The sequence below is a fragment of the Rhodococcus sp. NPDC077669 genome (genome assembly GCF_040686915.1).
GTDB classification, from domain to species: Bacteria; Actinomycetota; Actinomycetes; order Mycobacteriales; family Mycobacteriaceae; genus Rhodococcoides; species Rhodococcoides fascians.
Map to the genome: position 1 here is coordinate 186564 of NZ_JBFBMD010000003.1, position 22609 is coordinate 209172.

Annotated in this window: 27 protein-coding genes; 14 read left to right on the forward strand and 13 right to left on the reverse strand. The window is 63.1% G+C overall.

Annotation, left to right across the window (positions count from 1 at the left end):
- Window positions 1-22: 22 nt before the first annotated feature.
- Complete coding sequence (locus AB0P23_RS05280) at window positions 23-1102, reverse strand: hypothetical protein (RefSeq protein ID WP_032382655.1); 1080 nt, start codon at window positions 1100-1102, stop codon at window positions 23-25.
- A gap of 220 nt (window positions 1103-1322) precedes the next feature.
- On the opposite strand from AB0P23_RS05280, the gene AB0P23_RS05285 reads away from it, so the two are divergent.
- Together AB0P23_RS05285 and AB0P23_RS05290 are read left to right on the forward strand one after the other, a co-directional pair.
- Window positions 1323-1898, forward strand: a complete 576-nt coding sequence (locus AB0P23_RS05285; RefSeq protein WP_027495074.1) for a TerD family protein — start codon at window positions 1323-1325, stop codon at window positions 1896-1898.
- A gap of 125 nt (window positions 1899-2023) precedes the next feature.
- Entirely contained in the window at window positions 2024-3121 is a 1098-nt protein-coding gene (locus AB0P23_RS05290) for a DUF475 domain-containing protein (RefSeq protein WP_032373439.1), read from the forward strand.
- A gap of 31 nt (window positions 3122-3152) precedes the next feature.
- Here AB0P23_RS05290 and AB0P23_RS05295 read toward each other — a convergent pair whose 3' ends face one another.
- From AB0P23_RS05295 to AB0P23_RS05305, 3 genes are all read right to left on the reverse strand, one after another.
- Window positions 3153-3497: a LuxR C-terminal-related transcriptional regulator gene (locus AB0P23_RS05295; RefSeq protein ID WP_032389419.1), complete on the reverse strand. Its 345-nt coding sequence runs from the start codon at window positions 3495-3497 to the stop codon at window positions 3153-3155.
- A 151-nt stretch (window positions 3498-3648) separates the two neighbouring features.
- The gene (locus tag AB0P23_RS05300) at window positions 3649-4347 is read right to left on the reverse strand and encodes a response regulator transcription factor (protein ID WP_048318943.1); all 699 of its coding nucleotides are present in this window, start codon (window positions 4345-4347) and stop codon (window positions 3649-3651) included.
- 52 nt (window positions 4348-4399) lie between these two features.
- The gene (locus tag AB0P23_RS05305) at window positions 4400-5803 is read right to left on the reverse strand and encodes a hypothetical protein (RefSeq protein WP_363796959.1); all 1404 of its coding nucleotides are present in this window, start codon (window positions 5801-5803) and stop codon (window positions 4400-4402) included.
- A gap of 161 nt (window positions 5804-5964) precedes the next feature.
- Here AB0P23_RS05305 and rpsF point away from each other — a divergent pair, with 161 nt between their 5' ends.
- From rpsF to AB0P23_RS05340, 7 genes are all read left to right on the forward strand, one after another.
- Entirely contained in the window at window positions 5965-6252 is a 288-nt protein-coding gene (gene rpsF / locus AB0P23_RS05310; protein ID WP_008711385.1) for a 30S ribosomal protein S6, read from the forward strand.
- Between the two features lie 57 nt (window positions 6253-6309).
- A complete protein-coding gene (locus AB0P23_RS05315; protein ID WP_027495079.1) occupies window positions 6310-6855 on the forward strand; it encodes a single-stranded DNA-binding protein in 546 nt (181 codons plus the stop codon).
- Between the two features lie 42 nt (window positions 6856-6897).
- Window positions 6898-7140, forward strand: a complete 243-nt coding sequence (gene rpsR / locus AB0P23_RS05320; protein ID WP_027495080.1) for a 30S ribosomal protein S18 — start codon at window positions 6898-6900, stop codon at window positions 7138-7140.
- A gap of 15 nt (window positions 7141-7155) precedes the next feature.
- Window positions 7156-7611, forward strand: a complete 456-nt coding sequence (rplI, locus tag AB0P23_RS05325; RefSeq protein WP_027495081.1) for a 50S ribosomal protein L9 — start codon at window positions 7156-7158, stop codon at window positions 7609-7611.
- A gap of 303 nt (window positions 7612-7914) precedes the next feature.
- On the forward strand, window positions 7915-10119 hold the full coding sequence (locus AB0P23_RS05330; protein ID WP_283542037.1) for a bifunctional SulP family inorganic anion transporter/carbonic anhydrase: 2205 nt from the start codon (window positions 7915-7917) through the stop codon (window positions 10117-10119).
- A gap of 523 nt (window positions 10120-10642) precedes the next feature.
- Window positions 10643-12037 carry a replicative DNA helicase gene (gene dnaB / locus AB0P23_RS05335; protein ID WP_027495083.1) on the forward strand — a complete coding sequence of 465 codons (1395 nt, stop codon included), beginning with the start codon at window positions 10643-10645 and terminating at the stop codon, window positions 12035-12037.
- An 89-nt stretch (window positions 12038-12126) separates the two neighbouring features.
- Window positions 12127-12384 carry a DUF3297 family protein gene (locus AB0P23_RS05340; RefSeq protein WP_094716203.1) on the forward strand — a complete coding sequence of 86 codons (258 nt, stop codon included), beginning with the start codon at window positions 12127-12129 and terminating at the stop codon, window positions 12382-12384.
- Window positions 12385-12430: 46 nt separating this feature from the next.
- On the opposite strand, the gene AB0P23_RS05345 is transcribed toward AB0P23_RS05340, so the two are convergent.
- The 6 genes from AB0P23_RS05345 to AB0P23_RS05370 form a co-directional block, all read right to left on the reverse strand.
- Window positions 12431-14611 carry a cation-translocating P-type ATPase gene (locus AB0P23_RS05345; RefSeq protein WP_052061294.1) on the reverse strand — a complete coding sequence of 727 codons (2181 nt, stop codon included), beginning with the start codon at window positions 14609-14611 and terminating at the stop codon, window positions 12431-12433.
- Between the two features lie 18 nt (window positions 14612-14629).
- The gene (locus tag AB0P23_RS05350; RefSeq protein WP_027495086.1) at window positions 14630-14914 is read right to left on the reverse strand and encodes a DUF1490 family protein; all 285 of its coding nucleotides are present in this window, start codon (window positions 14912-14914) and stop codon (window positions 14630-14632) included.
- Between the two features lie 107 nt (window positions 14915-15021).
- A complete protein-coding gene (locus AB0P23_RS05355) occupies window positions 15022-15501 on the reverse strand; it encodes a GNAT family N-acetyltransferase (RefSeq protein ID WP_206498470.1) in 480 nt (159 codons plus the stop codon).
- A gap of 14 nt (window positions 15502-15515) precedes the next feature.
- The gene (locus tag AB0P23_RS05360; RefSeq protein WP_032407926.1) at window positions 15516-15857 is read right to left on the reverse strand and encodes a hypothetical protein; all 342 of its coding nucleotides are present in this window, start codon (window positions 15855-15857) and stop codon (window positions 15516-15518) included.
- Window positions 15854-16276, reverse strand: coding sequence for a VOC family protein (locus tag AB0P23_RS05365; protein ID WP_052061295.1), 423 nt, complete (start codon window positions 16274-16276; stop codon window positions 15854-15856). The genes AB0P23_RS05360 and AB0P23_RS05365 overlap by 4 nt, the downstream gene beginning before the upstream one ends.
- A 29-nt stretch (window positions 16277-16305) precedes the next feature.
- On the reverse strand, window positions 16306-17238 hold the full coding sequence (locus AB0P23_RS05370) for a YafY family protein (RefSeq protein ID WP_363796963.1): 933 nt from the start codon (window positions 17236-17238) through the stop codon (window positions 16306-16308).
- A 103-nt stretch (window positions 17239-17341) separates the two neighbouring features.
- Between AB0P23_RS05370 and AB0P23_RS05375 the strand changes: the two genes are divergently transcribed.
- The 3 genes from AB0P23_RS05375 to AB0P23_RS05385 are packed head-to-tail and all read left to right on the forward strand — an operon-like array spanning window position 17342 to window position 19575.
- Window positions 17342-17935: a TIGR03086 family metal-binding protein gene (locus AB0P23_RS05375; protein WP_222090567.1), complete on the forward strand. Its 594-nt coding sequence runs from the start codon at window positions 17342-17344 to the stop codon at window positions 17933-17935.
- A 47-nt stretch (window positions 17936-17982) separates the two neighbouring features.
- Window positions 17983-18663: a thiamine pyrophosphate-dependent enzyme gene (locus AB0P23_RS05380; RefSeq protein WP_222097430.1), complete on the forward strand. Its 681-nt coding sequence runs from the start codon at window positions 17983-17985 to the stop codon at window positions 18661-18663.
- On the forward strand, window positions 18664-19575 hold the full coding sequence (locus tag AB0P23_RS05385; RefSeq protein ID WP_363796966.1) for a transketolase: 912 nt from the start codon (window positions 18664-18666) through the stop codon (window positions 19573-19575).
- On the opposite strand, the gene AB0P23_RS05390 is transcribed toward AB0P23_RS05385, so the two are convergent.
- Together AB0P23_RS05390 and AB0P23_RS05395 are read right to left on the reverse strand one after the other, a co-directional pair.
- Window positions 19576-20037, reverse strand: a complete 462-nt coding sequence (locus AB0P23_RS05390) for a DUF6194 family protein (protein ID WP_222097429.1) — start codon at window positions 20035-20037, stop codon at window positions 19576-19578. It lies immediately after the preceding gene.
- Between the two features lie 39 nt (window positions 20038-20076).
- Window positions 20077-20436, reverse strand: a complete 360-nt coding sequence (locus AB0P23_RS05395; protein ID WP_363796968.1) for a PaaI family thioesterase — start codon at window positions 20434-20436, stop codon at window positions 20077-20079.
- Between the two features lie 130 nt (window positions 20437-20566).
- Between AB0P23_RS05395 and AB0P23_RS05400 the strand changes: the two genes are divergently transcribed.
- Window positions 20567-21187, forward strand: a complete 621-nt coding sequence (locus tag AB0P23_RS05400; RefSeq protein ID WP_363796970.1) for a TetR/AcrR family transcriptional regulator — start codon at window positions 20567-20569, stop codon at window positions 21185-21187.
- A gap of 139 nt (window positions 21188-21326) precedes the next feature.
- A complete protein-coding gene (locus AB0P23_RS05405; protein ID WP_283541979.1) occupies window positions 21327-21842 on the forward strand; it encodes an HD domain-containing protein in 516 nt (171 codons plus the stop codon).
- Here the strand turns inward: AB0P23_RS05405 and AB0P23_RS05410 are convergent.
- A complete protein-coding gene (locus AB0P23_RS05410; protein WP_363796972.1) occupies window positions 21826-22449 on the reverse strand; it encodes a hypothetical protein in 624 nt (207 codons plus the stop codon). The genes AB0P23_RS05405 and AB0P23_RS05410 overlap by 17 nt on opposite strands.
- Window positions 22450-22609 lie beyond the last annotated feature (160 nt).

The following is a 22609-nucleotide window of genomic DNA, read 5'->3' on the forward strand; positions in this document are numbered from 1 at the left end:
CTTCGTGTGAATGCGGTCGGTGCTAGCTGCGCATGCGTTCGATCACGCCTGCGATGAAGTCCGAAATGGTAGCCAGATCCTGCAGATATGACCAGTAGTCGGGATGGGTACCCGTCAGTGCGTTGCTCGCCCTGTCGATCCGGGCGAGCTGAGCATCCAGCACCGAGCCCCATTCGGCAACCAGACCGCGATTGATCGCGAGTTGTTGAGCGTCACGAAGTTTGAACCGGACCTTGTTCTCGGTCTCGCTCGGATCGGCTTTGACTGCGCGCAGCAGGCGAACACGATCGGTGACGGCATCGACCAGGTGCTCGGCATCGGTCAGGTGCGACCGGGCCTGGGCGACGAGATCCAAGGCCTGCTCGGGGTTGCCCGTGTCGAGCGCCGAACGGGCCGCTCGCAGATCCTCGTCGGCCTGCTCGATGTGGCGCACACTCGATCGTTCGTTGTGCGACAGATCTGCCGAACTCTTGGCATTGAATTCGCGAAGCAAACTCGAGAAGGCCGGCGCGATCCCCTCGGATCTCGTTCGTACGGCTTCGATTCGGGTCCGCACCGAGACCAGTGCGGTCCGGGCCTCCTGCTGGCGTCCGGGAGCCGAGCGAACCGCCTCGCGCAACGCAGTGGATCTGTCCCGGACGACGGTGGCCTGCTCTCGCGCACGCAGCGGATCCCGTCGAACATCGTTCAATTGTGTTGTGGCGGCATCCAGTTCGTTCCAGGCCTGCCGCAGTGATGGATAGGTGGCGTACTGCTCGTCGACGGTGGACCGCGCAGCGTCCGCCTCGGCCAGTGCGTCCTGCACCAGGCGCGGGGTGGCCGCGAACTGTGCCGAGGCGTGCTCGAGAGTGCTGCGATGAGCCTCGTAGAAACGATCGACGGCGACACTGGCGTCGTGGAGCAGTCGCGTCGCGTTGTCGAATGCCGACCTCGCGGCGGCAGTGGTGATTCCGTCGAACTGTTCGACGGCAGCGAGATACGCCGCTCCCGCGTCGAAACACAGCTTCTCGGTATCGAACCATCGGCGGGCGAGTCCGTCCTCCGGACGCAGCGCGGTGGATGCCTCGACGCCGGCGGATGCGATGGACTGTCGCTTGTCCATGTCGAGAAAGGCGGCGACAGCGGCGTCCTGGGAACGACGCGCGGCGGCGTCCGATTCGGAACCTCGGCGAAACACCCCAGGCCAGCGACTTGTCACCTGTTCGATACTACCGACGGGAACCTCCGCATCACCGCGCTCGTTGGTCGAGTACGTCCAGAAACCGGACATTCCCACTACGGTTGTACCCGTAACGGGAAACCAATTGCGAAAGGACCTCTCAATGGGCGTCAGCCTCAGCAAGGGTGGCAATGTCTCGCTCACCAAGGCAGCACCGAACCTGACCGCGGTCGTGGTCGGCCTCGGTTGGGACATCCGCACGACGACGGGCACCGACTTCGACCTCGATGCCAGCGCCATCGCATTGAACTCGACGAAGAAGGCCCTGAGCGACGGGCACTTCGTGTTCTTCAACAACTTGAAGTCTCCCGACGGCTCCATCGAGCACACCGGGGACAACACGACCGGTGAAGGCGACGGAGACGACGAGCAGATCAAGGTCGATCTCGCCGCTGTGCCGCCGGAGATCGAGACCATCACGTTCCCCGTGTCGATCTACGATGCGGACGCTCGCTCGCAGTCGTTCGGTCAGGTGCGCAACGCGTTCATTCGCGTCATCAACCAGGCCGACAACTCCGAGCTCGCTCGCTACGACCTCAGCGAGGATGCCTCGACCGAGACCGCGATGGTCTTCGGCGAGCTGTACCGCAACGGCGCGGAGTGGAAGTTCCGCGCAGTCGGCCAGGGCTACGCGTCCGGACTCGCAGGCATCGCCCGGGACTTCGGAGTAAACGTCTAGTAAAGGCACTCCCAAGATTGGGGATACCCCCGCCTCGTCATTCATGATGGGCGGGGGTTTTTCCGTTTCGTCCCCCAACTTGGTCGCGCCTGCGGGCTCTGCTCCTAGCCAGAAAGGCCACTGACGTGGTTATGAGAATCTTCGGCTGGTCGATTGCGGTCACCATCGTGTCCGTCATCGTGGCCTTCTTGTACGGCGGACTCGAGGCGATGATTCTCGTCCTCATCCTCGGCGTGCTCGAAGTGTCCCTGTCCTTCGACAACGCCGTCATCAACGCCACCGTGTTGCGACGGATGAGTGAGTTCTGGCAGAAGATCTTCCTCACCATCGGCATCGTCATCGCCGTGTTCGGCATGCGGTTGCTGTTCCCGCTGGTCATCGTCTGGGCCGCGTCGGGCCTCGGTCCGGTCGCCGCCATCGACCTGGCACTCAACCCGCCCGCCGACGGTGCCGCGACCTTCCCGGACGGTTCGCCCAGTTACGAAACGCTCCTCACCGACGCACATCCACAGATCGCAGCCTTCGGCGGCATGTTCCTGCTGATGCTCTTCCTCGGCTTCATCTTCGAGGATCGCGAGATCACGTGGCTGAGCTGGCTGGAGAAGCCTCTCGCCCGGATCGGTCGCCTCGATCAGCTGTCCGTTGTCGTCGCGGGCCTGCTGCTCGTGCTCAGCGCCGAATTCCTCGCCGACGACGACAAGATTTCCACCGTCATGGTCTCGGGCGTGCTCGGCATGATCACGTACATTGCCGTCAACGGTCTCGGCGAACTGTTCCACATCGAGGAAGAGGGCGAAGAGTCCTCCGGCGGCCCGAGCGAACTGGCGAAGGCGACCGGCAAGGCCGGTTTCTTCCTGTTCCTCTACCTCGAGGTCCTCGACGCGTCGTTCTCGTTCGACGGTGTCATCGGAGCCTTCGCCATCACCGCGGACCCGATCATCATCGCGCTCGGCCTCGGCTTCATCGGTGCCATGTTCGTTCGCTCGATCACGGTGTTCCTCGTTCGCAAGGGAACGTTGTCGGACTACGTGTACCTCGAGCACGGCGCGCACTGGGCAATCGGTGCCTTGGCCCTCATCCTGCTCGTGTCGATCGGCGTTCACATCAACGAACTGATCACCGGCTTCGTCGGAATCCTCTTCATCGGTGCGGCACTGATCAGCAGCATCCGACGCAACAAGCGTCTCGAGAGCGAAGGCGTGGACACCGAAGTCCACGTCTGACCTTCGCTTCGAACCACAACAGCTCGAAGACTTACAGCTCCGAGATGTCGACGAGTCCGTCCTGCAGGGCCCGGGCCACCAGGGCGGCCTTGGTCGGGGCGGACCGTCCGACAGAGGTGTATTTCGCGCGGATGCGCGTCAAGTGGGTGTTGACGGTTCCCAGCGACAGGAACAGCGCCTTGGCGACCTCGGTCTTGGAGTCGAGGCGAATCCAGCAGAGCAGTACCTCGATCTCACGGTCGGTCAGGCCGGGCCGAGTGGGAAACTTGTCGCTCTGCTCAGCGGGCGGCACCAGGCTGATCAGTCCGCGAGCGAGCGGTGCGGCAGAGATGGAGTCGCTGTGTTCCGAGGGCATGGGATCGAGCAGTGCGGACATCAGTTCTCCCGAGGGCCGAGGCAGGTTGAGACGGTCTAAACCTGAGTCAACTCATTCTCACAGGTCGATCACAGACTCGCTGCCCTGATTTCTATGGGCATTTGAACCGTCAACTCCGAGGATGCGTCATGAATCGCGTTCCAACCGGTCATCAGTCCTGCGAGGGGAGCTCGGGCATCGGGAGCCAGCCGTCTTCGACCGCGCGTTTGTACAGATCGGTTTTGGTCGGTGCCGGACGCCCCGCCTCGGCGTATTTGTTGCGGATGCGCACGAGGTAGTCGTTCACGGTCTGTTCCGACAGTCCGGCCAGGCGGGCGACGCGTCCTGCCTTCTCGCCCGACGCGTAGAGGGCGAGCACCTCGCGTTGACGTGGGCTCAGACCGACGTCGGGCAGTTGTGGATCGCCGTCGATCGCCGCGGCCCAGTCCGTGGTGACCACCTGCCCGCCGCTCGCGGCTCGCCGGATCGCGGACACGATGGCCGATGCGGGCGCGGACTTGCGCACCACGCCGAGCACTCCCGCGCGTGCCGCGGACCGAACCAGGAATGCGTTCTCGGCACCGGTGTACACCAGCACTCGTGATCCTGCGGCGTGCAACTGTTCCACGTTCGAGCGCGGAGACGATCCGTCGCCGAGGCGCAGATCGAGTACCACCAGGTCGAGCTGCTCTCGGTGGGCGAGCAATTCGTCCACGGTGGAGGCCATGATCACGAGATCGAGATCGGGTTCGTCCGCCAGCATGGCCTTGAGGCCGAGCGCAACGGATTCGTGGTCCTCGATCAAACCGATCCGACGTACCGCGGCAGTGCCGTCCTCGGTACTTCCCTGAGATTGCGACACCTGTGCCATGTCCCCGCCCCGCTCTGCGCGCTATTTCCCCAGCGCCCTGTTTCCCGAAGCTCTAGTGCCTCGGTGATGCCGTCACAGATGTCGTCGACGAACGAGGCGACGTTACCGACTCCGAGTCGGTTTCGCCCGGCTGGGCAAACCGCAGGCGAGCGCGGGCGAACATCACGAACAGCACCACCAGCAGCAGCGCTCGCCCCCAGACTCCGACGAGGACGAAGAATTCTTCGTCGTTGGCGTCGACGCCGGAGGCCAGCGCAGCGAAGTACTTGAACACGCCGATCCCCATCGACAGATCGACCATCAAGTACGCGGCGACGATCCCCCAGGGGATCCGAAGCAACACGAGGAAGGGAAGCAGCCACAGCGTGTACTGGGGTGAGTGCACCTTGTGCAGCAGCATGAAGCCGCACAGCATCGACCCGCTCACGGCGACCCACGGATAGGTGCCGATCACGTTCGCGCGCCGGAAGCCGAGCCACAGCGCGAGCGCGAACGCGACGAACACCAGGAGCGGCGAGGCCACGTCGACGACTTTCTGGAACGACGCTTCGGCGTCGTTGTACGCGTCGGGCGTCATGCGGTCGTTGACGTAGAGGTGGCGCAGCCCCCAGTACCAGATGGAGTTGGTCGTCAGGTCCGCCTGGCGCAGCGACTGGAAGGTGAAGGACGCGCGCCAGCCCTCGTAACCGATGACGGCGAACGGCAGGTTGACTGCGACGACGGTGGCGATCGCGGCTCCCGCGACCTGCAGGCCGCCGCGTATGTCGTAGCGGCCACGGACGGTCTCCGGTTTTTCTCGACCGTTCGTTCCGCCGGTGACGACATAGGCAATGAGCGGGAGCACGAACGCGCCCGGATAGATCTTGAGGCAGAATCCGATCGCCAGTAGTACCGAAGCCACAATTGCCTTGCGCCGCAATGCAATCGGCAATGTCATGACGAAGATCGCACCTACCGCAGAGGCGACGACCGGTAGCTCCCAGTTGTGGAAGGCGTACATCACCAGGGGTGGGGAGATGGACCACAGCAGCGCCGGCCAGCCGGCCATCCGCCCGAGCATCCAGGCGGTGAGAAGCCCGAACGGCGCAAGGATCAGTGCCGAGGTCAACAGGAACTGCGCGTCGGTGTGGGCCGGGATCGCGCCGAGCCACATCAGCAGACCGCTCAGAACCGGATACTCCACCGTCCCTCCGGTAAGGATTCCGTCGCTCGTGATGGCCCCGTGGATGTAGGGAACAATGTGATTGTCGATATCGCGACCGAGCCACAGGAACTGGATGTCGGAGTAGCAGACGGACGAGTCCTTGATGACGTCGAACACCGTGCTGCGTCCGGACTCGTCGAACGGTGCGACGGCGCAGCGGGCCTTGTTCAGATATCCCAGAATCAACCCGATTGCTGCCATCGCGACGACCACGACAACCGTCGTCGGACTGGCGCGGACCCCGGATCGCATGGTGCAAGAGTATGACGAGCGAATGCCCGACTGTGCGCCCAGAGGGAATTAGCAGGTCAGGGCCCTGTCGTGTATCTTCGAGGGGTTGCTGACGCAACGACCCTCCTGCCACGGATAGTCCGTGGCCGTTTTCACTAGTCCACAGGAGGTGATGAGGTCTTATGCGTCATTACGAATTGATGGTCATTCTCGACCCCAATCTGGACGAGCGCACTGTCGCTCCGTCGCTCGATACGTTCCTCAACGTCGTTCGCAAGGATGGCGGCACCGTCGACAAGGTCGATGTATGGGGCAAGCGTCGTCTGGCTTACGAGATCCTCAAGCATGCCGAGGGCATCTACGCCGTTGTGAACCTCAACGCCGAGCCTGCCACCGTCAGCGAGCTGGATCGTCAGCTCGGACTCAACGAGTCCGTGTTGCGTACGAAGGTCCTGCGACAGGGCAAGTAATTGTCGGTGTCCGGCCCTAGGCTGGCACTCACAACGCTTACTACTGAAAGAGGAACCATGGCAGGCGAGACCGTCATCACCGTCATCGGAAACTTGACGGCTGATCCAGAACTTCGATTCACCCCCGCCGGTGCGGCAGTTGCCAACTTCACGGTTGCATCCACCCCGCGCACATTCGATCGTCAGACGAACGAATGGAAAGACGGCGACGCGCTCTTCATGCGCTGCAACATCTGGCGCGAGGCAGCGGAGAACGTTGCCGAGAGTCTGACCCGAGGCTCACGAGTGATCGTGAGCGGACGGCTGCGGCAGCGTTCGTACGAGACGCGCGAGGGTGAGAAGCGGACAGTCGTCGAGCTCGAAGTCGACGAGATCGGACCTTCACTTCGCTACGCCACCGCAAAGGTCAACAAGGCCAATCGCGGTGGAGGTGGCGGCGGAGGCGGCTTCAACTCCGGCTCGGGTTCCTCCGGCGGATCGGGCGGCGGCCGCTCGAACTCCTCGTCCAACTCCGGTTCCGGTGGAGACGATCCCTGGGGCAGTGCCCCGGCGGCGTCGGGCTCCTTCGGCGGACGTGGCGGAGACGAAGAGCCACCGTTCTAGATCCTTCGATCGAGAACAACCAGATGTAACGGAGAAAGACCCATGCCCAAACCGCCATTGCGCGACAAGGTGCTCAAGAAGAAGGCGTGTTCCTTCTGCAAGGAAAAGAACACGGCGATCGATTACAAGGACACGACGTTGCTGCGTAAGTACGTCAGCGATCGCGGAAAGATCCGTGCTCGCCGTGTCACCGGCAACTGCGTCCAGCATCAGCGTGACGTGGCCGTTGCCGTGAAGAACTCGCGTGAGGTAGCGCTGCTGCCTTACGCCGCGACGGCTCGATAGAAAGGGGCGATTGGTATGAAACTGATCCTCACCGCTGATGTGGACAACCTCGGTGCGCCTGGCGACACCGTAGAGGTCAAGGACGGCTACGGCCGTAACTTCCTGCTGCCCCGCGGATTGGCCATCCAGGCCACCCGTGGAGCTCAGAAGCAGGTCGACGGCATTCGCCGCGCTCAGGAAGCTCGGGCCGTTCGCGGCCTCGAGCACGCCAACGAGCTCAAGCAGGCCATCGAGGGCCTCGAGTCCGTCACGCTGTCTGTCAAGACTGCCGGCGACTCGGGCAAGCTGTTCGGCTCGGTCACCGCGTCGGACGTCGCTTCTGCACTCAAGGCTGCCGGTGGACCGGTCGTCGACAAGCGCAGCATCGATCTGCCGAAGGCTCACGTCAAGAGCACGGGCAAGCACGACATCGTCGTGAACCTGCATCCCGACGTGACCGCCAAGTTCAAGCTGGAGGTCGTCGGAAGCTGATTTTCAGCTTTCGGCCCGAAACGGCTGCAAGAAACCCCACGAACTTCGGTTCGTGGGGTTTTTTCGTGCCATCTCACAAAATTCAACTGTCACAACGGTTTCCAAATTGTGAAGGATCTCTCTCGGTGCCACCTTCGGCCGAGGTTTGCGTACCCTTTACTTGGGGGCGACATTCCAAGCCGGAACACGATCGACCGACCTGACGCCTAGACGCCCGGAGGAACTGCCGTGACAACGACAGCAGAGCACGATTCAGAACCCAGTCCGAAGACCCGATCCGAGCCGCCGTCTCGGGTCGGGTCGATAATCAAGTACGACCTACCGGCCTCGCTGGTCGTTTTCCTTGTGGCAGTGCCACTTTCGATCGGTATCGCTGTCGCCTCCGGCGCTCCCATCATGGCCGGCCTCATTGCCGCTGTGGTCGGCGGCATTCTCGCCGGTATTCTCGGCGGATCGCCGTTGCAGGTCAGTGGTCCGGCTGCGGGTCTGACTGTGGTGGTCGCCGAGTTGGTCAACCAATTCGGTTGGGCCACAACATGTGCCATCACGGTGTTGGCCGGCCTCGTCCAGGTTCTGCTGGGCATGAGCCGCATTGCTCGTAGTGCACTTGCCATTTCGCCGGTGGTCGTTCACGCGATGCTCGCCGGCATCGGTATAACCATTGCGCTGCAACAGATTCACGTGCTGCTCGGTGGAGAGTCCGAAAGCTCCGCGGTGCAGAACCTGCTCGCCATTCCGCGTTCCGTGGCCGACGGCCAATGGCCGTCCATCGTCGTCGGCGGCATCGTCGTCGTGCTGATGTTCTCGTGGCCGCGACTGGCCGGCGTGTCCAGTGTGATGGCCAAGGTCTCCAAAGTGCCTGCGGCACTGGTTGCAGTGGTCACCGCAACCGCGGTCTCGATCTTCTTCTCGCTCGACGTCGAGCGAATCGAGTTGCCGGGCAACCTCATCCAGTCTCTGAGCTTCCCGATCATGCCCGACGGTCAGTGGGGCGCATTCGCCACCGGTGTCATCACCATCGCGCTGATCGCCAGCGTCGAGAGCCTGCTGTCCGCTGTGGCCGTCGACAAGATGCACAGCGGTGAGCGCACCAACTTCGACCGCGAATTGATGGCGCAGGGTGCGGGCAACATGGCCTCCGGTGCCATCGGTGGCCTGCCGATCACCGGCGTCATCGTGCGTAGCGCGACCAACGTCAAGGTCGGTGCCAAGTCTCGTGCGTCGGCGATTCTGCACGGCGTGTGGATCCTGATCTTCTCGGTGCTGTTCATTTCGATCGTCGAGCTCGTGCCCTTCGCGGCGCTCGCCGGGTTGCTCGTGATGATCGGTGTGCAGCTCATCAAACTGGCCGACATCAAGATCGCGAACAAGACCGGTGACATCGCTGTCTACGCAGTCACGGTGCTGGGTGTCGTGGCGCTCAACCTGCTCGAGGGAGTGCTGATCGGCCTGGCGCTCTCGATCATCCTGGTTCTGCGACGCGTGGTGCTGGCGAAGATTCGGGCCGAGGAAACGGTCGACGGAACCTGGCGGGTGACGATGGAGGGCTCGCTGAGCTTCCTCGCGCTGCCGCGACTGACTCGTGTGTTGGCCACGGTGCCCGCAGGCACGTCGGTCACGGTCCATCTCGGAGTCGACTTCCTCGACCATGCTGTGCACGACGCGTTGAACGAGTGGGTCCGCCAACACGAGGCGACCGGTGGTTCCGTGCGCGTCGAGGAGGTGGGCACGGCGTCGATGGCTGCGGCCACCGAAGGGCCACCGAGGCGCGGATCTGCCACGGTGCGTAGCTCGTTGGCACCGTGGCGGGCGTGGCAGCTCAAGAGCGACGACACGCAGGAGGATTCGCCTGCCGCTCTGCGTCCGGTGTTGAGCGGAGTGGCCGAATACCACCGCACTCATGCCCCCAACATTCGTCCGCACCTGGAAGGTCTGACCGAGTCTCAGGACCCGGACACGCTGTTCCTCTGCTGCGTCGACTCACGCGTCATGCCGAACACGATCACCAGCAGCGGCCCCGGTGACCTGTTCACCGTGCGCAACGTCGGCAACATGATTCCCACCCAAGGTCAGGATTGCTCGGTGGAGGCAGCCCTTGCCTTCGGCGTCGACGAAGTGGGTACGTCGTCGGTTGTCGTGTGTGGCCATTCCGGTTGCGGTGCCATGAAGGCGATTCTCGGCGGGGCGGAGAACGCCGCCGACCCGTCGGTGGCCGAGTGGCTCGGGCACGGAAGGGCCAGCCTGGACGCGTTCCGCAGTGGGCACGCGGTGGGCCGCCAAGCGGCGGAGCTGGGCTTCGGCGAGGCCGACCAGCTCGCGATGGTCAATGTCGCGGTGCAGCTGCAGACGTTGACCCGTCACCGGGTGGTGGGACGCGCGAACGCGGAGGGTCGTCTGCGGATCACCGGTCTCTTCTTCGACATCCCGTCGGCCCGGGTGCTGCAGATCGGTACGAAGGAGATCACGGTTCTCGACCCGGCGCTGTGCCCGCAGAAGGCCGATCTCTGACGGCCTGTTCGAGCGACGTACGAGGGCCCGATTCCCGACGGGGATCGGGCCCTTCGGCCCGAAAACCAGCATTAAGACTTTTTCGGTGCCAATTTCCAGCCGGTGTGACGTACTTCACCACGGAGTTCACTCGGCATTTACTCAACACGCCCGAGTTGTCAATTCGGCCGACACGCCGCCCCCAGAACGATGCACAGGCAAAAAACTTTATGTACACGCCTTGACGTGCGGGAATGGTGCAAAGTCCAAAAGTTATACCCAGGTTATCCCCAGACGGTCAACACCGTTGTTCAACCTCGTCCACATTTCATCCACAGATCCATCCACAGCCTGTGTTGTGACTCCTGGCGATACCGCTTAACGTCCCTCCAGCGTCTCTCTCGATGCCGTCGAACGGTGCCGGGGCAGCGCGGATCCGGTACCGGACAGGACCTGTCGGTGCCCGGGGGTAGAACTTGCTTGACCGCACGTCCGGGTGTTATCCGGCCGTGCTCGGACTATGGGGAGAGGACGGCCGGTTCGCGTGGCAGTTGTGGACGATCGAGGACAGTCCGACTACTCCGGCTCCTCCTCCAGCGAAGGTCCGGGCGAAGACTTCGGGCGACAGCCGCCACAGGACATGGCCGCCGAACAGTCCGTGTTGGGCGGCATGCTGCTGAGCAAGGATGCCATCGCCGACGTGCTCGAGGTGCTCCGTCCGGGCGACTTCTACCGGCCGGCACACCAGAACGTCTACGACGCTATTCTCGACCTCTACAGCCGCGGTGAGCCTGCCGACCCGGTGACCGTCTCGGCCGAGCTGGATCGCCGCGGCGAGCTCAAGCGCATCGGCGGCCCGCCGTACCTGATCACGCTGACTCAGACGACGCCCACCGCCGCCAACGCCGGGTACTACGCCGAGATCGTGGCGGAGAAGTCCATTCTCCGGCGGCTCGTGCAAGCCGGTACCCGCATCGTGCAGTTCGGTTACGCCGGAGCCGACGGTCAGGACGTCGCCGAGGTCGTCGACCGCGCACAGGCAGAGGTGTACGAGGTCACCGAGCGACGCACCTCCGAGGACTTCCTCCCCCTCGAAGAGTTGCTGCAGCCCACGATGGACGAAATCGACTCCATCGCCAGCCGCGGCGGCATCTCCCTCGGCGTGCCGACGGGATTCGCCGAACTCGACGAGATCACCAACGGCCTTCACCCTGGTCAGATGATTATCGTCGCGGCGAGGCCCGGCGTTGGTAAGTCTACCCTAAGTATGGATTTCATGCGTTCGTGCTCCATCAAGCACGGTATGCCCAGTGTCATCTTCTCTCTGGAGATGAGTCGCACCGAGATCGTCATGCGTCTGCTGTCCGCGGAAGCGAAGATCAAGCTCGGCGACATGCGTTCAGGAAAGATGACCGACGACGACTGGACCAAGCTGGCCCGTCGCATGAGCGAGATCAGCGAAGCACCGCTTTTCGTCGACGATTCGCCCAACCTGACGATGATGGAAATTCGAGCCAAGGCGCGACGCCTGAAGCAGCGCAACGGCCTGAAACTCATTGTGGTGGACTACCTTCAGCTGATGTCGTCCGGCAAGAAGGTCGAGTCGCGTCAGCAGGAGGTCTCGGACTTCTCCCGTCAGCTCAAGCTGTTGGCCAAGGAACTCGAATGCCCGGTGGTCGCGGTCTGCCAGCTCAACCGTGGTCCCGAGCAGCGAACCGACAAAAAGCCGATGGTCTCGGACCTCCGTGAGTCCGGCTCACTGGAGCAGGACGCCGACATGGTGATTCTGCTGCACCGCCCCGACGCCATCGAGCGAGACGACCCCCGCGGCGGTGAGGCCGACCTGATCCTCGGCAAGCACCGTAACGGTCCGACGGCGACAATCACTGTGGCGCACCAGCTGCACCTGTCCCGATTCGTGGACATGGCACGGGGCTAGGGACAGCGGCGCTGGTCCAACGCTACGTCGCGTATTCTTCATGGGGTTCAGACCCCAGCACCCAACGCAGCACATCGACGAAAGTAATCATGCCCGAGGACCAGAACGCAGACGTTCCACCGAATCATCTCTCGATCGATCCGAGCAGCCGCTTCTACAACGAAGAGGTTCTTCGCCGCGACGTGGGCATTCGCTTCAACGGCGTCGAGAAGACGAGCATTCGCGAATACAACGTGTCCGAGGGTTGGGTGCGTGTCGAGGTCCCGACCGCGAAGGATCGCTACGGAAACCCCATGCTCGTCAAGCTCAAGGGCACGGTCGAACCGTACTTCCGCGACGCAAAATAGCGAAGTAGGTACCGGACACCTCGCCCTGGCGTTCGGTACCTACTGATCAGAGTCGGTATCGGATCAATCGCGAACTGTTGCCGACCACCGCGACCGACGAGGCGTTGTGCAAGATTGCCGCCAGCACTGGGGACAGCGCACCACCGGCGCTGACCGCCAAGCCGAGAGCGTTGACGGCGATGGACATTCCGTAGTTCTGACGGATGACCGACACCGAGTGCCGGCCGAGGTCACGTACGTCGAGCAGACGCGACAAGTCGTCGCTTGCCAGTGCCACGTCCGCGGTCTCGACGGCAACGTCGGTGCCCGCCAATCCCATTGCGATTCCGATATCGGCGACGGCCAACGCAGGAGCATCGTTGGTGCCGTCACCGACCATCGCCACGACGTAACCTGCGTCCTGCAGTTCTCGGACGGCTTCGAGCTTTTCGTCGGGCATCACTTCGGCCCGCCACTCGGTGATGCCGAGTTCCGCGGCGACCGCCGCCGCTGTCTTCGGGTGGTCGCCGGTGAGCATGATGATGCGTTCGACACCATCGGCTCGAAGCGCGTTCAGAACGGCGGATGCGTTGGTACGGACTTCGTCGCGGAGACTGATCAAGCCGACGAGTACGCCGTCGACGGCCAACAGCAGCGGAGTCTCGGCCTCGTCCTGCAGCCGCGAAACCCATTGCTGCGCATCCTCGGACACCGCGACGTTCTCGCTGCGCAGCAGGGATGGACTGCCCAGGAGCAGCGTCCGTCCGTCTGCGACCGTCCGCATGCCGAGTCCGACGATCACCTCGCACTCCTCGTGCGGCGGGATGACGATGTGTCGTTCCTCGGTACTCCGAATGACAGCTTCTGCCAAAGGATGTCGCGAGTGGATCTCGGAGCTCGCCGCGTAGGCCAGCACCTGCTCCGGTTCCCAGTCGTCCTGGAAGGACACGACATTGGTCACCACGGGCCGTCCCACCGTCAGGGTTCCGGTCTTGTCGAACACGAAGGCGTCGACCCTGCCGGCCTGTTCGAGGTGAGATCCGCCCTTGATGAGAATGCCTCTGCGAGCACCGTTTCCGATGGCTGCGCTGATGGCGGTCGGCGTGGACAACCCCACCGCGCACGGGCACGCCACGAGCAGCATCGTCATGGCACGTCGTACATCCCGGGTGACGACGAGAGTCAGCGCCGACAGGATGAAGGACGCGGGGACGAAGCGTCGTGAAAAGTTCTCTCCTACAGTCTGAATCGGTGCACGATCTTCCTGCGCCTCCTCGACGCGAGAGATGATGCGGCCGATCGTGGTGTCGCGACCGACGGCGGAGGCACGCACGACGAGGCGGCCACGGACGACGACGGATCCCGCATGAATACGGTCTCCGGCGACGATCGATACCGGCAAGGTTTCGCCGGTGATCGCGGACTGATCCACCACTGCGTCACCGTCGACCACGGTGCCGTCGACGGGAACGCCCACGTGGTCGTGCACGACGACCTCGTCGCCGATCTCGAGTCGATCGACGTCGACGGAGATCTCGGAGCCGTCGGGCAGCCTGATCCAGGCGGTGTCCTGTGTGCCGGTCAGCAAATCGGAGATCGCGCGTCGAGTTCGCTTGAGGGTCAATTCCTGCAGGTACTCGCCGATGTTCAGGAGCCACAGCACGGTGAGGGCGACGACGTTCTCGCGCAGCACGAGGCTGGCCACGGTTGCGGCGCTGACGAGCGCGTCGGTTCCTGCCGTCCTGTTGCCGGCAAGCGAGCGCACGGCTCCCTTGAGAAACGGGTAGCCGGTGAAGATCGTTGCGCCGGTGGCAACGAGACGGCTGGTGGGGCCGAGGATGGGCGGCCGACGGAACGCGTAGCGGCGAAGACCGAGAAGGACCAGTGCCGCGCCGCCGATAGTCATCCGCAGCACGTCGCCGCTGGTGACGTCAGCTGAGCGCGGACTACGGACCGGTACCAGGGCCCAATTCGTCGAGCGCCCCGCATTCACCGCGTCGAAGAGTTCGGCCCTGTCGATGCGTGTGCGGGAGTACCAGATGACGACCGACGCCGTCCGCGGGTACGCATGAACGGCGCGCACTCCGCGGATCTTGTCCACGTGGTCCTCGACCGCAACGGCACGGCCCGGGCTCGAGCGGAGCCAGTCGACGCGGAGGCGCATACGGCCGGCGGCGTCTGAGAGGATCTCGATGCCGTCTGCCTGCGTCGCGTCGATGTCGAGGGGGCGTTGGGCGAGGGTCGTCATAATCGGAAGCAGTCCCGGTCAGTGCGCGTGGCCGTGGCCTGCATCGGAGGCCGTGGGCGGCTGAACCTCTTCACCGATCCGGTCCCGGGCCTCGGCGACGACGTCGGACACGGCCAGTCGGGCCGATTCCGCGTGAACCTCGGCCTTGCGCGCTGCGCGCAGACCGAGTTCGGTGGCCGACACCGCAGCCTTGCGGACGGGGGCCTTCTCGTACAGCTTCTTGGCACCGTTGTATGCGGCGACGCCGACTGCACCCGTCACGACCGTCGATACTGCCTTCGCGACGATGATCGGAAACGCCATGATTGAACTCCTCGGGATCGATCGGGACCGCTGTTATTGGCAATCGTATTCGTTTTCTCGGGCTGTGGCGATTCCTGGACGTTTCGGACTTCTTCTACGACAACCGATCATTCGAGTTCGAGTTCGAGTTCGTAGTACAGAGCCTTGGGGCCGCTTCCGCGTCCCTCGTGGCAGTCGAATCCGCGTTTCTCGTACACGTGTCGAGCTGCCTCGTCGTCCTCCGAGGTGTTCAGATCGAGGTAGGTCGCGCCACGGCTGCGGACGTGCTCGATGACGTCGTCGAGAAACGTCGTGCCGTAGCCCTTTCCGCGCTGGCTGGGCTGAACGTAGAACTCGGCCAGGTAAGCCTCGATGTTCGAGCTCCACGTTCCGATGCGAAATCGAAGGACCGCCACCCCGATCGCGGGAGACCCGAACGTCAGCACGCTGGTATCACCGGACTGCACCAGTCGATCGAGATGCGTTGCAAGCCAATTCGGTTCGGGTGCAGGGTCGTCGTATTCGCGATTGAAGTCGACCAGCAGTGTTGCGGCCTCGTCGAAGCCGTCCCGGTCACGAACTACGTGTGTACCGTCCATGTCCATCATCGCCCGTTCCTTCGTCAGAGTTCAGGTCGAACCAGGTTCTTCGCGTCACCCAAGCCGAGGCCGGGATGTAGTTCACGCAGCGAGCGAATGGCCTTGACGGTGCGCCCGTGTTCGTCGACAACGGCGTCGACGTCCTCGGCGGGTACGGACTCGGGGCCGATCTTTTGTACGGTGCAGACAGGCGCGGGACGCCAATACCGGTACAGGAACCAGGGCACGGCCATGGCCAGTAGAGCCAACTTGATCCAGGTCCAGATGGACGGCTCGGTCAACACGTCGGAAATGACCAGGAAGGAGATGCACGTAAGCCAGATGACCAACAGATATCGAGTCCACGGTCGCTGACGGGCGTTCATCGGTCCATCGTGTCATCGCAGCCCTGTTCGGACAATGCGTCAGCGTCTCCGTCGTCCCAGACTTCCGTGGTGATGCAGAAGGGATGACCGGCCGGGTCCAGCAGCACCCTCCATCGGAGATCGGGCTGGTCGAGCGCTTCCGTCGCGCCGCAGTCCAGTGCGTATGCGACGGCTTCGGAGAGACGTCCGCCGGCGTCCAAGTCGAGGTGCACGATCGCCGCCGAGGGCCAGACGGGTGGTCGATAACTCTCGACTTTCTGCGCGACGATGCGAACACCTGACATCGTTTGTACTGCGGCACTGTCGTCGTTGTCCCACAGCACCTCGCCTCCAAGGAGCGCCAGGTAGAACTGTGCAAGTTCTCCTGGGTCTGCGCAGTCGACGGATGTCCCTGCGACAGCGAGATGTGAAATCGGCATGTCAGGAGAATACGGACGTGCTGGAATCCTCACCTGTACAGCTCGTAGGTCTCGAATGCCCGAGCAGCTAGTTCCTCCCGGATTGCTGTGGGCTGCAGAACTTCTACGCCGGGTCCGCAGTTCCACAGTGCACCGAGGGCGTGATTGTGTCCGGAGAACACGATCACTACCAGTCGCTTTCCGTCGTGATGGATCCTCTCGTCAATGACTCGTACTACGTTCTTGGACAACGAAAGCCACGCTGATTCCTCGACTGTGCAGGTGATTTCGGTCTCGACCAAACTCGCACGGAACGACTTCCAGTGTGCGGTGAAGGCGGCCTCCAGGTCCACGGTGGAAGCGCGGTGAGCCTGCTCGTCGAGCACAGTCAGTTCTTCGATCCGCGATACCCGGTAGACACGTTCGGTGCCGTCACGCCCGGCGAGTAGGTACCAGTGATCGCCGGCGTAGACGAGCCCGATTGGGTCAAGGATTCGATCGTTCATCGAACCGCTGCGATCGCGATACGTGATTCTTATCCGCACACCGTCTATGACGACCCGTTGGAGTTCCACCAGATGTTCTTCCGGTTCGTGGGGATACGCGAAACCGTCGGGGCGTACCAGGATTCGTTGTGACGCAGTGCTTGCCGCTGCTCGGTGAGCGTCGGGTATCGCGGCGATCACCTTGCGCATGGCGCTTGCGAACGCCGGGGTGGCGACGCGTCCCGCGCCGGAAGTGAGCAATGCCGTCGCCTCGGCGGCCGTCAGACCGGTCAGCTCGGTGCGATAGCCCTGCAGCAGACTGATGCCACCACCGCGACCGCGATCGGTGTAGACCGGAATGCCCGCCGAAGACAACGCTTCGATGTCACGCAACACGGTGCGCGTGGATACTTCGAGCTGGGCGGCAATGTCGGCAGCGTTCAGTCTGCCCCGATGTTGGAGCAGCATGACGATGGACAACAACCGGTCTGCGCGCACCCGAAAAGTCTCTCACCAATACATGACAGAAGATGTCATGTTCACCCGATCTACTTCTACCCAGCAGGCCACACCCGGTGGCCGCGAAACGGAAGGATCGACAATGAACACCATCGAGACCACGCAGCAGACGGATCCGCGCGAGGTGTACTTCACGTCCGCCGCATGGGTGAGCGGTCTGCTCACCGGCGTGCGCGCCGACCAACTGGACCTTCCCACTCCGTGCGACGAGTTCGATGTTCGGACGCTCGCAGGGCATCTCGTTGCCACGGTCCGAAGGCTGATTGCGATCGCCGAACTCGGGAGTCCGGACTCTGTGTCGCCCTTGTGCTCCGATCATGACGCCGCATCCTTCGACACGTCGGTGACGCAAGCCCGTGCCGCGTGGGCCGACGATGCATTGCTCGATGCCCCGGTCGCGGTCCCGTGGGGTGAGGTACCGGGGCGATCGGCTGTGTGGGGATATGCGCGGGAGTTACTGGTGCACGGATGGGATCTTGCCGTTGCGACAGGACAACCGGCCCACGCCGACCCGGCTCTCGTCGATCCGGTCGCCGTGGAACTTCGAGCACTGCTGCCGGCGGAGAGTCGGGTTCCAGGAGTCCCCTTCGGGCCCATCGTGGAACCCCGTTCCGAGGCAGGGCCGTTGGAACGCCTGGCGAACTTCGCGGGACGGTCGTCGGACGGTTGGGTGTAGTACGTCGCTCTTGACCTCGAGTGCACTCGAGGTTGCAGGGTGGTCCCATGCAGATGACTTTCGAAGAGTTGCCTCAACTCATGACGCTGATGACCGGCGACGAAAAGCACGGTGCCAGCGCCACATCCACGCTCGACGTGCTGTGGGTGCTGTACTCCGACATTCTTCGTCTCGACGCGGCGCAGCCCGACGATCCCGATCGCGACAGGTTCTACCTCTCCAAGGGGCACGGCCCGATGGCGTACTACGCAGTGCTCGCTGCACGGGGCTTTCTGACGCCGAACGAGCTTGCTTCGTTCGGCAGCTACCACTCACCGCTGGGCAATCATCCGGACCGCACGCTGATTCCCGGGGTCGACATCGGTTCGGGATCACTCGGCCATGGTGTGGCGTTGGCGGCCGGAACTGCTGTGGCGCTTCAGATTCAGCGAAGCCCGGCTCAGGTGTTCGTACTGATCGGTGACGCCGAGCTCGACGAGGGAAGCAACATGGAAGCCATCCAATTCGCCGGCCGATCGCAGCTGGGCAACTTGACCACCGTGGTGATCGACAACGATTCGGCTGGTCTGGGTTGGCCCGGCGGCATCGCGTCGCGCTTCGCCGTCGAGGGGTGGTCGACCTCCGACGTCGACGGGAGGGACCACAGTGCGCTCCGGCAGGCGTTTCGCATCGATCGCGGCGACCGGCCGCATGTGGTGGTCGCCCACGTGGAGAAGAAGGAGAACTGAGTGACGTCGACGATGAACAGGACTGCGGATCAACGCGAATTCTTTTACCGGCTGGTGCCGGAGCTGTTGGCGCAGGACCAGCGAATTGTGCTGGTATTGGCCGAGATCGGCGCTGCCTATCTCGAACCGAACCTCACTCCTGACATCCGATCGCGTGTGGTCAACGTGGGTATTCGAGAGCAGGCGATGATCGGTGTCGCAGGCGGTATGTCGCTCGCCGGAATGCGTCCGATCGTGCACACCTTTCCACCGTTTCTGATCGAGCGACCCTTCGAGCAGGTGAAACTCGATCTGGGACATCAGGATGTCGGCGCGATCCTGGTCAGCTCGGGCGGCTCCTACGGGTGGCCGCAAGGCGGTGAGACGCACTTCGGCCAACGCGATGTCGCACTGCTGGACACCCTGGACGGGTGGACGGTGCACGTGCCCGGGCACGTCGACGAGGTCGAATGGATGCTGCGCGGTGCCGCTGCATCCGACGACCGCGTTTACATCAGGTTTGACGGCGTCTCGAACGATCACTCGTACGGTCGACCCGGAGGTTCGATGACCGTTCTGCAACAGGGTAATTCGGGCACTGTGATCTCGGTCGGTCCGATGACGGACCGGGTCCTGGCCGCGGCCAGTGGACGTGACGTCACCGTGATGCACGCGTCGACGATCAGGCCCTTCGACGGTACGACTCTTCGAGAAACGCTGACTGCGCCGGACATCATGATCGTCGAGCCCTATCTCGCGGGAACCTCTGTGCCGCAGATCGATCGAGCGATGGCAGACATACGGCATCGCGTACTGGGGATCGGGGTGGAGCCTGGAGAGCGTAGGAAGTACGGAACGGTGGCCCAACACGACCGAGCCAACGGCCTCGACATCGAAGGACTATCCCGATCGATGGACGACTTCTTCGAGTGATCAGTGTCGGCGGCGCTCGTACCTGTCCTTGGTGACGCTGTACGCAGATTCGAGGAGTTCCCCGATCTGCGATTCGGTCTGCGAAGACGGGTTGACCACCGACAACCAGCCCGCAGTGCCGTACTGAGGGTGGGCGGCAAGGGTGTCGTCGGTATCGGCCTGGGGTGCGTGGGCTGCTTCGCGTGGGGGCACTCCCAATAGCCGCTCGAACTCCTGCTTTCCTGCAATGACATTGACACGGAACGCGTCGGGCCGGTCCAGCCGGGACAACTCGTCTCCCGGATAGTTCTTCGTCACGATGGTCGCGAACGGCTGGGTGGACGACGGAACAGTTCCGTCCGGCGAGTAGTAGAAGAACACATCGCCCCATGCGAGTTCCGGAGTCCCATCACCCTCCCGAGGCCGCTGCGCCAACGTGCCGTCGAAGCTGCCGACCAGATTCACGATGTCATCGAGTGTCATTCATCGATCGTCACATGTCCTGCGGTCTCTGCCCAGAGTTCAGCCGACTTTGTAGGTTCCCGTGCCGGTTGCGACGAGGCGGCCGGATTCGGTCCCGACGATGTCGACTCGACACGTCTTCAGGCTCCGACCCGCGTGCATCCGAGTACCGACGATGTCGACACCCTCGGCATATACCGGTTCCATGAACTGCACAGACATGGAGACCGTGACGCCCCGAAGCTTCTCGGGCACTTCGGATCCGGCCCATGCTGCGGTCATGATCCCGATATCGATACAGCCGGCGATCACGCCGCCGTGCAGCATCCGGCCGACGGTGGACAGCTCGTCGCGGTACGGCAGCCGCAGTCGAGCTGTGCCCTCGTCGATGTCGACCAGCTCGATGCCCAGTTGCTGCACGAACGGTGATTGCGGGAGAACATGGTCATCGCCGCGCTGCCGCTGTCCGGTGCCAGTACTTCGTTGGCTGTCATCGCTACCCCTCTATCGTAATTGGCTTCCGATATCGGAATCAGAGTACGATAAAGTTATGGTCTTGGATACCCCCACCGACAAGCGGAAGCGTCGAACACACACTGCGGTGCTCGACGGCGCTCGTTCGCTCTTCCTACGCCACGGATATCGGGCAACGACGATCGAGATGCTGTCCACTGCAGCCGATGTGGCGGTGAGTTCGATCTACGCAAACTTCCCCGCCGGCAAGGTGGACATCTACGCCGCTCTCGCGTGGCGAACCGCCCAGAGCCACGCTGAGCAAATGACTGCCCCCACCGCTGCGGTCGAATCTGCGCACGTCGTTGCCGAGTTCCTCGATCGCTACATCGCGTTCCACCGCGACGATCCATTGGCGCTGCGACTGCTGGCGCTGACGGATGTGGACAAGTCCGAGTCCGCATCGGTCGGCGAGGCGAAGAACAGGATCGACACAGCACTCGGAGAACTCATCGATTCGGTGACGCGAGCGGTGGAGGACGCCGGTACCGACGTCGTCCCCCGTGCATTGGTTCTGAATGCCTGGGCGGCGATGAACGGTGCTGTGTCACTGCATCAACGACGCATCGTCGATCGATCCATGCTCGACGCCATGCTCGCGATCACGCGGGCGGATATGCTCCGCCACCTGAAGGGAACACCCGATGAAACCCGGTGAGCTGAGCGCAGGTCATCGTGCGCGAATAGTGGCAGCTGCTGTGCGAGAACAACTCGCGATGTTGCCCGCTACTGTGCTCGGTCCCCGGCGACGTTCGGCGGGTTCCGCATGGCACACAGTCGATGCTCCGGATTCACGGTTGTGCCGGGAAGCACTGGAGGAGGCCAGAGGGTGCCTCAGCGAGCCTATGTTGATGCACAGCGTGCGGTGCTGGCAGTACGCCTCGGCGTTTGCGGTCATCGACGGTCTACGGCCGGATCGGGAGGCGCTGTACGTCGCGTGCCTGTTGCACGACATAGCTCTCGGCGCAGAACAGAACCCGGTGGCTGGATGTTTTGCGGTGATCGGAGCCGGGAGAGCCGAAGAGTTCGTCCGCCGACACGAAGGCGACGACCGAACGGCGCAGATCGTCCACGAGACTATAGCCAGGCACATGGACGTCAGTGGCCGTCGGATTCGAGACCTCGATCCGCACTGCGTGGATGTCATCGAATCCAGCTATACGCGAGAAGGTTTCGCCGCAGACTTCGCATCCAGGATGAAGATCGAATCGAGAAGGAGACCGCAGTCGACGGCTGCGACCTTGTGGCGCTCAGGAATGTACCCGGCGATGAAGGCGAACCCCCTGGAGCGCAGGGTCATATCGTCGAAGTAGCTGTTGCGCGATGGATGATCTGTTCGATTCGATCCGCGTCGTCGGAATCTCTCGGTGCGTAGAGGAAGACGTAGGTTTCGGGAAGTCCGAGGCCAGGGCGTCCGGCGAGGGGGTGTAGCTCACCCCAGCCCGCGGAGATGACGGTCTGAGCATCGTCGGGCTGCATGACGACGTGCATCGATCCTTCGGTCTCGTGGACGTGGAGTATCTCGCCGTTGGTTCGCGAAATCCACGGTGCAGCAGCGGTAACATCCGTCAGATACAGCGCGTCCCCTCGCCTCTCGAAGTGGCTGCGCGCCAGGTGGTATCGATTGTTCGTGCGCGCTTCGGTAGTAACTGCGCCGGTGATCCTGTCTGTCAGTACGGGCGTAGCACGGTCGGTGAGCTGGCGATGTGGAATCGGGTACGGGGCGATCGTCGGCCGTGGTCCTCGGCGCGGTTCGAGGTGCCAGTGCCGGCCTGCGGGCGACGCGCCGGCGACGGTCATAAGGTCACGTCTGGACAACGGTCGTAGCGCGGTGGCGATCAACCACCCACCGACGTTGGCCGGTAAGCCGCCCGGCCCCAGGGCCCTCCACGTCGTGTAGTCGTTCTTGACGGTCTGCACAAGTCCCCCCCAGGTCGTATACGTCCGCACCACGGTAACTGCGCGAAGACTCCGGCGGTAGGCCTACATCGTCCGATGTACGACGAGATACACGTGCAGACCGATGTGCAGGAACGTTCGGGTCCATAGCGTTGTGGTCGTCAACGAAACAGCGAAGAAC

Excerpts from the sequence above, each read along its gene's own strand:
- AB0P23_RS05280 (WP_032382655.1), bottom strand. The coding sequence starts at position 1,102 with ATGGACAAGCGACAGTCCATCGCATCCGCCGGCGTCGAGGCATCCACC.
- AB0P23_RS05285 (WP_027495074.1), top strand. The coding sequence starts at position 1,323 with ATGGGCGTCAGCCTCAGCAAGGGTGGCAATGTCTCGCTCACCAAGGCA.
- AB0P23_RS05295 (WP_032389419.1), bottom strand. The coding sequence starts at position 3,497 with ATGTCCGCACTGCTCGATCCCATGCCCTCGGAACACAGCGACTCCATC.
- AB0P23_RS05300 (WP_048318943.1), bottom strand. The coding sequence starts at position 4,347 with ATGGCACAGGTGTCGCAATCTCAGGGAAGTACCGAGGACGGCACTGCC.
- AB0P23_RS05305 (WP_363796959.1), bottom strand. The coding sequence starts at position 5,803 with ATGCGATCCGGGGTCCGCGCCAGTCCGACGACGGTTGTCGTGGTCGTC.
- rpsF (WP_008711385.1), top strand. The coding sequence starts at position 5,965 with ATGCGTCATTACGAATTGATGGTCATTCTCGACCCCAATCTGGACGAG.
- AB0P23_RS05315 (WP_027495079.1), top strand. The coding sequence starts at position 6,310 with ATGGCAGGCGAGACCGTCATCACCGTCATCGGAAACTTGACGGCTGAT.
- rpsR (WP_027495080.1), top strand. The coding sequence starts at position 6,898 with ATGCCCAAACCGCCATTGCGCGACAAGGTGCTCAAGAAGAAGGCGTGT.
- rplI (WP_027495081.1), top strand. The coding sequence starts at position 7,156 with ATGAAACTGATCCTCACCGCTGATGTGGACAACCTCGGTGCGCCTGGC.
- AB0P23_RS05340 (WP_094716203.1), top strand. The coding sequence starts at position 12,127 with ATGCCCGAGGACCAGAACGCAGACGTTCCACCGAATCATCTCTCGATC.
- AB0P23_RS05345 (WP_052061294.1), bottom strand. The coding sequence starts at position 14,611 with ATGACGACCCTCGCCCAACGCCCCCTCGACATCGACGCGACGCAGGCA.
- AB0P23_RS05350 (WP_027495086.1), bottom strand. The coding sequence starts at position 14,914 with ATGGCGTTTCCGATCATCGTCGCGAAGGCAGTATCGACGGTCGTGACG.
- AB0P23_RS05355 (WP_206498470.1), bottom strand. The coding sequence starts at position 15,501 with ATGATGGACATGGACGGTACACACGTAGTTCGTGACCGGGACGGCTTC.
- AB0P23_RS05360 (WP_032407926.1), bottom strand. The coding sequence starts at position 15,857 with ATGAACGCCCGTCAGCGACCGTGGACTCGATATCTGTTGGTCATCTGG.
- AB0P23_RS05365 (WP_052061295.1), bottom strand. The coding sequence starts at position 16,276 with ATGCCGATTTCACATCTCGCTGTCGCAGGGACATCCGTCGACTGCGCA.
- AB0P23_RS05375 (WP_222090567.1), top strand. The coding sequence starts at position 17,342 with ATGAACACCATCGAGACCACGCAGCAGACGGATCCGCGCGAGGTGTAC.
- AB0P23_RS05380 (WP_222097430.1), top strand. The coding sequence starts at position 17,983 with ATGCAGATGACTTTCGAAGAGTTGCCTCAACTCATGACGCTGATGACC.
- AB0P23_RS05390 (WP_222097429.1), bottom strand. The coding sequence starts at position 20,037 with ATGACACTCGATGACATCGTGAATCTGGTCGGCAGCTTCGACGGCACG.
- AB0P23_RS05400 (WP_363796970.1), top strand. The coding sequence starts at position 20,567 with ATGGTCTTGGATACCCCCACCGACAAGCGGAAGCGTCGAACACACACT.